Genomic DNA, 10,662 nt, shown 5'->3' with positions numbered 1-10,662 from the left:
CACCTGTCGCAAAGCTTCGCCATCTGGGGTCCCTACAGGCATCTTATCGAAGAGATGATTATCCATATGCAGCGCGGCGAAGGCGAGCCGTTCAGGCGTTTATCGCTGGATAGTGCGCTCAGAATGCAAATAATGAATGATGCTTCAAAGGAAAACAGTACGCGACTGTTGCTAAAAGATATGCTTGATAAGCATATTGATTGCAAAAATAAATTTTATCCTGCTGCTAAAGGAAAGGAACTAACTGTCGCTATCCTGGCAGGAAAACTTCCTAAATTTGACAGAATTCAGGATAATATTAACGGTATGGGTATCACCGTGCATGATACATGGGCGACGCATATCACCTTAAAAAGCCTTATTATCGACAACAACTGCTATCGGGCGCAGGTGTACTATAAAGTGCAAGACCATTTTGGTCTGGACAGTAATGATATTCTAAAATCCAAATTCAACCTGTTTCGGTTTTTCCGCATCTGGTTTGTGCTGCAGCGATACCATCGCTTTGGCTTTAAACCTTTTATCACCGAGATGAAAACGACGATAGAGATCAGCGGAGAATGTAATGAAAATAGTAGGTAAAAAAATCCGTTGGGCAATATTAACTATTGTCATCGCATCGCTGTGCCTTTTTCTCTGGCTTAACCTACGTCCAATTAAAGTCATTGCGGTCCATAAATTTCATGATTACCAGGGGTTTAGTGCAGTTCTGGTAAACCACTTTCCTTTGACTGCCAGAGGAAAAATAGAGTGGTGGAAAAAAAATAAGAAAATGCTTAAAAGTCGCTATGGCATCCCTGATCCCGCACCCTATGGTAGCTATACCATTACTTTCTGGCTGTTCGGCGATGGTTATAGGGCACGTGATAAATATGACAGACTGTGCTTTACCGATATGAAAAACCAACAAAACTGCGTAGAGAAAAACAAAGTCTTCACAGTTTCATATAGTGAAAAAAGCGGACTCTATTTCCTTGCTAATAATGGTTATTACCGAGTTAAAGATAATGGAGGAATAATAAAACTCCCAACCAATTAATCGACAGACTGTAAATTTTACCGAAACAGGCAGACGGACAATAAAAACCTACAGCCATCATCAATACATTAATCAGGAAAAAAAGAAATCTATGGAAAGCACATTTCTCAAAATAGAAGGGATAACCGGCGAGTCGCAGGATGCGGCTCATCAGGGGTGGATCGATGTAACAAGCTACACATGGGGCGTCTGGAGAAACGGTGATGCCGCCGGGCCTGGCGCATCCCGTTATAGAAATCTGTCGGTTCAGTGCGCTATAGACAAGGCTACCGCGGCGGTACTCCTGTTCGCATCTAACGGCAACCGGATAAAAGCAATGTATCTTTCATTATGTAAGGCGGGTAACGGCATGATTGAATCCTGTCGGATAACGCTGGAAAACGTCACTGTCACTGATGTGAATCTGGATGATGTCGCTGAGGCCGCGTATGAGTTCCAGGCGGACAAAGTGAAATTCCAGTACTGGGAACAGGCCGCATCCGGGATTAAAGGCGCGGAAAGCCGCATGGGCTGGGATATCAAAAACTCCACTTCCTGCTTTTAGCCGGTGCGGGAGCTGCCTGCACGACGATGCTAAAGAGGCAAAACAGAAACCCTACCCCCCTCTTTCACCGCTCTGAAGCAATAACAGGCGGCGACAGACGAAAAAAAGGCCGCCCAGGGGCAGCCTTTTCGAGTCACAACAGATTAATTGTTGCGGATGTAGTCATCCATTTCGGTTTTCAGGTTATCGGACTTGGTGCCGAAGATAGCCTGTACGCCGGAGCCTGCCACGACCACACCGGCAGCGCCCAGTTTCTTCAGGCCAGCCTGGTCGACTTTGGATACGTCGGCCACGCTAACGCGCAGACGGGTAATGCAGGCGTCCAGGTTAGTGATGTTCTCTTTACCACCAAACGCGGTTACCAGGTTCGCTGCCATTTCGTTAGAGGAACCGGTAGTCTGCTCGCTGGTCGCGTCTTCACGGCCAGGCGTTTTCAGATCCAGTTTAGCAATCAGCACGCGGAAGATGGTGTAGTAAATCAGGCCGTAGATGATACCGATAATCGGGAACAGCCAGATTTTGCTGCTGTTGCCGCTCAGCACGATAAAGTCGATCAGACCGTGCGAGAAGCTGGTGCCGTCACGCATGCCGAGCAGGATACAAATCGGGAAAGCCAGGCCTGCCAGAATCGCATGGATAGCGTACAGGATCGGCGCCACGAACATAAAGGAGAACTCGATCGGCTCGGTGATGCCGGTCAGGAACGAAGTCAGCGCGGCGGAGATCATGATGCCGCCCACTTTTGCACGGTTTTCCGGTTTCGCGGAGTGCCAGATAGCGATCGCAGCAGCCGGCAGACCGTACATTTTGAACAGGAAGCCGCCAGAAAGTTTGCCTGCGGTCGGGTCGCCCGCCATGTAGCGCGGGATATCGCCGTGGAACACCTGTCCGGCCGCGTTGGTGAATTCACCAATCTGCATCTGGAAAGGCACGTTCCAGATATGATGCAGGCCGAACGGCACCAGCGAACGCTCAATCACGCCATAGATACCAAAGGCGACGACCGGGTTCTGGTAGGCTGCCCACTGGGAGAAGTCCTGAATCGCGCTGCCAATCGGCGGCCAAATAAAGGAGAGGATCACGCCCAGAATAATCGCCGCCATACCGGAGATAATCGGTACGAAACGTTTACCGGCAAAGAAGCCCAGATATTCAGGCAGCTTGATGCGATAGAAGCGGTTAAACATATAAGCAGCGATAGAACCAGCAATAATACCGCCTAATACCCCGGTATCCGCCAGATGTTTAGTTGCAATCTCCTCTGCCGGCAAATGCAGCACCAGCGGCGCCACGACCGCCATGGTTTTCACCATGATGCCGTAAGCAACAACAGCAGCCAGCGCCGAAACGCCGTCGTTATTGGTAAAGCCCAACGCCACACCGATGGCGAAAATCAGCGGCATATTGGCGAACACCGATCCGCCCGCTTCCGCCATGACATGAGAAACAACAGCAGGTAGCCAGGCAAAATTCGCCGAGCCGACGCCCAGTAAAATACCGGCAATCGGGAGTACCGATACCGGCAGCATGAGCGATTTACCGACCTTTTGCAGGTTTGCAAATGCGTTCTTAAACATATTGTGGAACTCCTGAGTATGAGTGCTTTTAATCGCGTTCTACGCGTGGCGAAGGAGGGAGGATCCTTTGCCATTGGGGCTTTTTAGGGCCCTCTGGATTTATTACGAAGAGTAAAATAAATCCGTTCAGTTTTGTTTGATACCTGTCACGTTTCGCCCATCAGGCGGCTAACCTTTAGAATATTTTTTATTTTTCCGCCAACTTTCAGGCGGAAAAAAGTAGCGGCGCGACCTTTTTCGCGCTGCACTTTACGATTTTCAGGGATTAATTACGAGCTATAAAAAAAGGTCGGGGCTCAGGCGTCCGTCAGACGCGACATGGGTACATGAAACAGCCTGGAGAAGTTTTGCGTAGTGACCTGCGCCAGCGTTTCTACGTCCACCCCTTTCAGCACCGCCATATACTCGGCGACATCGCGCGTAAAAGCGGGCTGGTTCTCTTTGCCGCGATGTGGCACCGGCGCCAGATAAGGCGAATCGGTTTCTACCAGCATGCGGTCCAGCGGCACATAGCGCGCCGCATCGCGCAGCGCTTCCGCATTGCGGAAAGTGACGATGCCGGAGAACGAGATATAGAAGCCCATATCCAGCAGCTTCTCCGCGGTTTCGCGATCCTCGGTAAAACAATGCAGCACGCCGCCGCAGCCTTCGACCTGCTCTTCACGCAGGATCGCCAGCGTATCTTCGCGCGCGTCGCGCGTGTGAACGATCACCGGCTTGTTTAATTCGCGCCCGACGCGGATATGTTCGCGGAAAGAAGCCTGCTGACGCGCTTTGGTTTCCTGCTGATAGTAGTAATCCAGGCCGGTTTCGCCCATGGCGATAACGCGCGGATCGGCCGCCAGCTGACGCAGCTCGGCGAAATCCCATTCCTCTTCCTGATTCAGCGGATGCACGCCGCAGGACCAGGCGATATTGGGCCGGTCGCCCAGCAGCGTCGTCATCGCTTTAAAGCCGGGCAGCGTAGTGGCTACCGCCAGCATAAATTTCACATCGCGCGCCGCCGCTTTCGCCAGCACATCATCCACATCTTTATGCAGCGTCTCGTAGTTCAGGCCATCAAGATGGCAGTGGGAATCAACTAAAAACATAACAACTCTCTTCGATTATTGAGCCAGCGGTCTGGCCGCCGGCTTAAGCAAACTTTCCCAGTTCAGCAGCTGTTCGGTAAGCAGCAGCTCCCGGTTGACCGCCACAATATGACTCAGGCGATCGCGGCAGAGCAGCCACTGACGCAGGCTTTTATCAAGCGCCGCGGCCGGCAATCGCTGCGCCAGCTGCTGAACCAGCTGTGGCCGATCGGTATTAGTCAGGAAACGATCGCCGCTCTGCTGCCACTTCAGCGCGTCCGTCAGCAGCGTAGTCAGCCAGGCGATGCGCGCGACGGCATTATCGTGATTAAGCTGCGGCAGCAGCGCCAGGACGTCTTCTTCCAGCGCGACGGACAATGCATCGCACAGCGCCTGACGCTGCGTCCAGTTCTGCGTCTCCAGCAGGCTTAGCGCCGCGCCGGGTGCGCCGCTGCTCAGGCGCAACGCGGTACGGATCGCTTCCGGCTCGCCCTGATGCTGTTTTTGCAGCCAGGCCAGACTTTGCTGTTCGTCAGGCGGCGCCAGATGCAGGCGCAGACAGCGGCTGCGTAGCGTCGGCAGCAGCCGCGACGGCTCCGGGCTGCTCAGAAAAAACCAGGTGTTCTGCGGCGGCTCTTCCAGCGTCTTTAACAGGGCATTGGCCGCCGCTTCCGTCAGCTGTCCTGCATCGGGCAGCCAGACCACTTTCGCGCCGCCCTGCTGCGCGTGATTAAACAGCTTCTCATTGACGTCTCGCACCGCGTCGATGCCCAGCGCGCTTTTCCCTTTCTCCGTCGCCAGCCGGTGCCAATCAGGATGCGTGCCGGCCAGCATCAGCTGACAGCCGTGACACTGGCCGCAGCTTTTCAGGCCGTCGCGCCGCTGACAAAGCAGCCAGCGGCTGATGGCCCATACCAGTTCGCCGTCGCCCATACCGGGCAGCGCCTGCACCAGCAGCGCATGATGCGCTCGCCCCGCCTGATGCTGCATGATGACCTGACGATAGACAGGATTGAGCCACGGAAACCAGTTCATTAGTTCTGCTCCATCAGCCAGTCACGCACGACGCGCCTAAGTGACAGTGTCACCTCATCCAGCGACTGCGTGGCATCAATGGTTTTGATGGAGGAATCGCTGGCCGCCAGCGCCAGATAGCGTTCGCGGGTGCGCTCGAAAAAGTGCAGCGATTCCTGCTCAATACGATCGAGTTCGCCGCGCGCGCGCGCGCGTTGCAGGCCAATGGCAGGCGTGACGTCCAGGTATAGCGTCAGGTGCGGTCGAAAGTCACCCAGCACGGTATCGCGCAGCGCCTGCATCAACTGCTGATCAATACCACGACCGCCGCCCTGGTAGGCCTGCGACGAGAGATCGTGACGATCGCCTACCACCCAGGCGCCGCGCGCCAGCGCCGGCTTGATGATCGTTTCCACCAGCTGTACCCGCGCGGCGTAGAGCATCAACAGCTCCGCCTTATCGGTTATCTGCTCTCCGTCCAGTCCCTGCTTGATCAGATCGCGCAGCTTTTCCGCCAGCGGCGTACCGCCGGGTTCGCGGGTAAAAACGATATCGGTAATGCCCTGCTCGCGCAGCTGTTCCACTACGCAGTCGCGCGCGGTCGTTTTGCCTGCGCCTTCCAGGCCTTCAATCACAATAAACTTACCGTTCATTTTTTTCCTTCAACGTCGTGCGCCAGGCCTGCACCGCCCGGTTATGGCTGGCCAGATTAGTGGTAAAGGTATGTCCACCCTTGCCGTCGGCCACAAAATAGAGGTAGTTGCTTTTAACCGGATGCGCCGCCGCCTCAAGCGAGGCTTTGCCCGGCAGCGCGATCGGTCCCGGCGGCAGGCCGTTAATGGTGTAGGTATTGTACGCGCTCGGCGTTTCCAGATCCTTACGCGTCAGCGCGCCGTTATATTTTTCGCCCAGGCCGTAAATGACCGTCGGATCGGTTTGCAGACGCATGCCGGTGCGCAGACGATTGATAAATACCGAAGCCACTTTGGTGCGTTCTTCACTGACGGCGGTCTCTTTCTCGATGATCGAAGCCATCGTTACCAGCTCGCCCGGCGTTTTATAAGGCAGATCGGCCATGCGGTTTTGCCAAATGGCGTCAACCTCAGTTTTCATCCGCTGATGCGCACGTTGCAGCAGCGCCACGTCGGTGGTGTTGGCGGTGTAGAGCCAGGTGTCAGGCCACAGCCAGCCTTCCAGGCTCTCTCCTTCCTTCAGTTGCAGGGCCGCCGCCGCCGTCTCGGGTCGATCGTCTTTCAGGGTATGTTTGATCCAGGGCGCGTTGCGTAATTCGCGCAGTACATCCTGCAACCGAGTTCCTTCGGTAAAGCGCACCGGAAACTGCGCCTCTTTGCCGCTCGCCAGCAATGCCAGCATTTGACGCACGCTCATGTCCGCTTTAAGACGATAGGTGCCGGCTTTAAACTTCGCCAGCTCCGGTTCCAGCTTCAGCAGCGCGCCGAACCACGGCGACGGCGCAATGATATGCTGTTCTTCCAGCTGGGTTTCCAGCGCCACGCGGCCGGTACCGGCAGGCAGAGTGAAGATTTTTTCCTGGTTGATGGTCAGGGGCGAATCGGCGAATCGCAGCACCTGCCAGTAACAAACGGCGGCGACGGCGATAAGCAGCAGCGCCGCGCCGACAAAGATTTTTATTTTACGAGTCATGATTCATCCACTTTCAACAATCCGGCGCCAGCAGGTGACAGAGCGCGCGGGAGCTATAGCGCCATTCATCAATGCAGACGACCGGCAAGATCGGCATCAGGGCGTTGGTGATAAACACTTCACTGGCATCGCTCAGCGTCTGAGGCAGCTCGCGTACCTCCTGACAGAGATAGCCATGCCGCCGCGCCAGGCCGATCACATGCCTGCGCATAATGCCGTTGACGCCGGAGCCGCTCAGCGCCGGGGTAAACAGCTGATTTTCTTTGCGCCAGAATAAATTAGCCGCACAGCATTCCACCAGCTTACCCTCAGTGTCAAGCACCAGCGCCTCATCCGCCCCGCTCTGCTCAAGCTCTGTGCGAATCAACACCTGCTCCAGCCGGTTAAGATGTTTAATACCCGCAAGCTGCGGATTAATGCCGAGGCGCACCGGGCTGGTCGCCAGCCGCACGCCGCTTTCTCGCTGCGCGGCATAGTGGCCCGGCGCGGCGGACAGCATAATAATGCGCGTCGGCAGACGGCAATCGGCCCCGCTGTAGCCGCGCCCGCCTGAACCGCGCGTCAGGATAACTTTCAATACCCCTTCCGCCTGCGGCCAACAGTTTGCCGCCGCCAGCATCTCCTCTTTCAGGATGCGCCAGTCGACGCCGTTAATTCTGAGCGCGGAGGTCGCTTCGCGCAGTCGCTGCAAATGTGCCTCCAGCAGGTCGATGTTGCCCTGACGCAGACGCGCGGTGGTAAAGCAGCCGTCGCCATAATGTAAAGCGCGATCGCTGACCGCAATCTGCTGTTGTCGTTCTCCGTTAATCCAAATCATGCGCACGCTCAGTATTTAACAGTATTGCTATAAGCTTACCGGTACCGGCCATCAGGTTACAGCCCGACAGGATCGGAATAGTCCAGATGTAAAAAAGGCCCGCAGAGCGGGCCTTTTATCAGCAATGGGGCAATCAGACGCGACGGAAAATCAGCGAGCCGTTGGTGCCGCCAAAGCCAAAGGAGTTACACAGGGTGTACTCCAGATTCTTAACCTGACGCGCGGTGTGCGGTACGAAATCGAGATCGCAGCCTTCATCCGGGTTGTCGAGGTTAATGGTTGGCGGAATGGCCTGGTCGCGCAGAGCAAGGATAGAGTAGATAGACTCCACCGCGCCCGCCGCGCCAAGCAGGTGACCGGTCATCGACTTCGTCGAGCTGACCATCACGCTTGACGCCGCTGCGCCGAACACCGATTTCACCGCCTGCGCCTCAGCCTTGTCGCCCGCAGGCGTCGAGGTGCCGTGCGCATTGACGTAGCCGATCTGCTCCGGCGTCAGCTGCGCATCTTTCAGCGCATTGATCATCGCCGCTTCGGCGCCCGCGCCGTTTTCCGGCGGCGAGGTCATATGATAGGCATCGCTGCTCATACCAAAGCCCACCAGCTCAGCGTAGATTTTCGCGCCGCGCTTTTTGGCGTGCTCGTACTCTTCCAGCATCACAATGCCTGCACCGTCACCCAGCACAAAGCCGTCACGATCTTTATCCCACGGACGGCTGGCCGCCTGCGGATTGTCGTTACGTGTAGAGAGCGCGCGCGCCGCACCAAAGCCGCCAATACCCAAAGGCGTACTGCCTTTTTCGGCGCCACCTGCCAGCATCGCATCCGCATCGCCATAGGCGATCATCCGCGCGGCCTGGCCAATATTATGTACACCGGTAGTACAGGCAGTAGAGATGGCGATACTGGGCCCTTTCATGCCATACATAATAGTCAGGTGGCCTGCTATCATGTTCACAATGGTCGAAGGCACAAAGAACGGACTGATTTTACGTGGGCCACCCTGCACCAGCGATGCATGGTTTTCTTCGATCAGTCCCAGTCCGCCAATGCCTGAACCGATAGCCGCGCCGATACGGGTAGCGTTTTCTTCGGTAATTACCAGGCCGGAATCCTGCATGGCCTGTACGCCAGCGACAACTCCGTATTGAATGAAGGCGTCCATCTTGCGCTGATCTTTGCGCGAGATGATCTCTTCACAGTTAAAATCCTTTACTAAGCCAGCAAAACGCGTTGCGTAGGCACTAGTATCGAAATGGTCGATCAGGCTGATGCCACTCTGCCCGGCAAGGAGAGCATTCCAGGTTGACTCTACGGTATTGCCGACAGGAGACAACATGCCAAGACCGGTCACAACTACACGACGCTTAGACACGTTCGTCCTCCAGGGAGGGAAAGATTGATACTATGTGGGGTGGACAAAAAACTCAGGCGGTCGAATGACCGCCTGATGGTAGTTCATTAGGCCTGATGGTTATTGATGTAATCAATAGCAGCCTGAACAGTAGTGATCTTCTCAGCTTCTTCGTCCGGAATCTCAGTATCAAACTCTTCTTCCAGAGCCATTACCAGCTCAACGGTATCAAGAGAATCAGCGCCAAGATCTTCAACGAAAGATTTTTCGTTGGTGACTTCTTCCTGCTTAACGCCAAGCTGCTCGGAGATGATTTTCTTAACGCGTTCTTCGATAGTGCTCATACTATTAAATTTCCTATCAAAACTCGCTTTCGCGATGGTTTTCGTAGTGTATAAAAAGTTGGAAAAGATGCAACTCAATCCCGGCTGGTCCAACCACGATTTGACGCTATTTTGCGGCTATTGCCGCAATTAACGCAAATAGTTTTCGCAATTATCAGACCATGTACATTCCGCCATTGACATGCAGCGTCTCACCAGTGATGTACGCTGCCTCGTCAGAGGCTAAAAATGCAACGGCATTGGCGATTTCCTGCGCGTCGCCAAGGCGACCCGCAGGTACTTCCGCCAGAATGCCAGCACGTTGATCGTCGCTCAACGCGCGCGTCATGTCGGTTTCAATGAAACCGGGAGCCACGACGTTAACGGTAATACCACGTGACGCGACTTCGCGCGCCAGTGACTTGCTAAAGCCGATCAAACCCGCTTTTGCTGCCGCGTAGTTTGCCTGGCCCGCATTACCCATCGTGCCCACAACGGAACCGATGGTAATGATACGACCCACGCGTTTTTTCATCATGGCGCGCATTACCGCCTTGGAAAGGCGGAAAACGGACGTGAGGTTGGTGTCCAGAATGGACTCCCATTCATCATCCTTCATACGCATCAGGAGATTATCACGCGTAATGCCAGCATTATTGACTAAAATATCCACCTCGCCAAATTCGGCGCGAATATTTTCAAGTACGCTTTCAATCGACGCCGGATCGGTAACGTTCAGCTGCAAACCTTTACCGTGTTCGCCCAGATAAGCGCTGATAGCATCCGCGCCGCTCTGGCTGGTGGCTGTGCCAATCACTTTCGCACCGCGTGCCGCCAGCGTTTCCGCGATAGCACGCCCGATACCACGACTGGCACCGGTCACCAGGGCAATTTTTCCTTCGAAACTCATGTTTATCCTCGTATTATTGTTCAAGCGCCGCTGCCAGGCTGGCGGAATCATTCACCGCCGAGGCCGTCAGTGTGTCGACAATACGTTTCGTCAGACCGGTAAGGACTTTGCCCGGACCAACTTCCAGCAGCGCGGTAACGCCCTGCGCCGCCATAAATTCTACGCTTTCCGTCCAGCGAACCGGGTTGTAGAGCTGACGAACCAGCGCGCTGCGAATCGCTTCCGGCGAGGTTTCGCATTTTACATCAACATTGTTGACGACCGGTAAGGCTGGTGCATTAAACGTGATGTTTTCCAGCGCAACCGCCAGTTTTTCCGCCGCAGGCTTCATCAGCGCGCAGTGTGAGGG

13 protein-coding genes are annotated in these 10,662 nt (G+C 55.0%); 3 read left to right on the top strand and 10 right to left on the bottom strand.

Annotated elements, in window-relative coordinates:
* From MYY08_RS08515 to MYY08_RS08505, 3 genes are all read left to right on the top strand, one after another.
* Window positions 1-582 (top strand): YPO3983 family protein (locus tag MYY08_RS08515; RefSeq protein WP_288013917.1); only part of this gene is annotated, 582 nt, incomplete at its 5' end.
* On the top strand, window positions 566-1,039 hold the full coding sequence (locus MYY08_RS08510) for a DUF943 family protein (protein WP_084971761.1): 474 nt from the start codon (window positions 566-568) through the stop codon (window positions 1,037-1,039). The genes MYY08_RS08515 and MYY08_RS08510, both read left to right, overlap by 17 nt.
* Before the next feature lie 91 nt (window positions 1,040-1,130).
* The gene (locus MYY08_RS08505; protein WP_288013916.1) at window positions 1,131-1,583 is read left to right on the top strand and encodes an Hcp family type VI secretion system effector; all 453 of its coding nucleotides are present in this window, start codon (window positions 1,131-1,133) and stop codon (window positions 1,581-1,583) included.
* A 143-nt stretch (window positions 1,584-1,726) separates the two neighbouring features.
* Here MYY08_RS08505 and ptsG read toward each other — a convergent pair whose 3' ends face one another.
* The 10 genes from ptsG to MYY08_RS08455 form a co-directional block, all read right to left on the bottom strand.
* Window positions 1,727-3,160, bottom strand: coding sequence for a PTS glucose transporter subunit IIBC (ptsG, locus tag MYY08_RS08500; RefSeq protein WP_038626763.1), 1,434 nt, complete (start codon window positions 3,158-3,160; stop codon window positions 1,727-1,729).
* Between the two features lie 296 nt (window positions 3,161-3,456).
* The gene (locus MYY08_RS08495) at window positions 3,457-4,251 is read right to left on the bottom strand and encodes a metal-dependent hydrolase (RefSeq protein WP_038626764.1); all 795 of its coding nucleotides are present in this window, start codon (window positions 4,249-4,251) and stop codon (window positions 3,457-3,459) included.
* 15 nt (window positions 4,252-4,266) lie between these two features.
* Window positions 4,267-5,265: a DNA polymerase III subunit delta' gene (holB, locus tag MYY08_RS08490; RefSeq protein ID WP_038626766.1), complete on the bottom strand. Its 999-nt coding sequence runs from the start codon at window positions 5,263-5,265 to the stop codon at window positions 4,267-4,269.
* On the bottom strand, window positions 5,265-5,897 hold the full coding sequence (tmk, locus tag MYY08_RS08485) for a dTMP kinase (protein WP_038626768.1): 633 nt from the start codon (window positions 5,895-5,897) through the stop codon (window positions 5,265-5,267). Before tmk ends, holB begins: the two co-directional genes overlap by 1 nt.
* A complete protein-coding gene (gene mltG, locus MYY08_RS08480; protein ID WP_038626770.1) occupies window positions 5,887-6,909 on the bottom strand; it encodes an endolytic transglycosylase MltG in 1,023 nt (340 codons plus the stop codon). The genes tmk and mltG overlap by 11 nt, the downstream gene beginning before the upstream one ends.
* A 13-nt stretch (window positions 6,910-6,922) precedes the next feature.
* The gene (gene pabC, locus MYY08_RS08475; protein ID WP_038626772.1) at window positions 6,923-7,726 is read right to left on the bottom strand and encodes an aminodeoxychorismate lyase; all 804 of its coding nucleotides are present in this window, start codon (window positions 7,724-7,726) and stop codon (window positions 6,923-6,925) included.
* 133 nt (window positions 7,727-7,859) lie between these two features.
* Window positions 7,860-9,101 (bottom strand): beta-ketoacyl-ACP synthase II, encoded by a 1,242-nt coding sequence (gene fabF / locus MYY08_RS08470; RefSeq protein WP_038626775.1) that lies wholly within the window; start codon window positions 9,099-9,101, stop codon window positions 7,860-7,862.
* Window positions 9,102-9,187: 86 nt separating this feature from the next.
* Entirely contained in the window at window positions 9,188-9,424 is a 237-nt protein-coding gene (acpP, locus tag MYY08_RS08465) for an acyl carrier protein (RefSeq protein ID WP_038626777.1), read from the bottom strand.
* A gap of 154 nt (window positions 9,425-9,578) precedes the next feature.
* Window positions 9,579-10,313, bottom strand: a complete 735-nt coding sequence (gene fabG / locus MYY08_RS08460; protein WP_084970498.1) for a 3-oxoacyl-ACP reductase FabG — start codon at window positions 10,311-10,313, stop codon at window positions 9,579-9,581.
* A gap of 13 nt (window positions 10,314-10,326) precedes the next feature.
* The coding region (locus MYY08_RS08455; RefSeq protein ID WP_502888454.1) for an ACP S-malonyltransferase at window positions 10,327-10,662 on the bottom strand (336 nt) is incomplete at its 5' end.

Source organism: Mixta sp. (assembly GCF_024610815.1).
Lineage (GTDB): Bacteria > Pseudomonadota > Gammaproteobacteria > Enterobacterales > Enterobacteriaceae > Mixta > Mixta calida.
The sequence above is the reverse complement of the archived record's forward strand: the minus strand, read 5'-3'. Positions and strand labels throughout refer to the sequence as shown.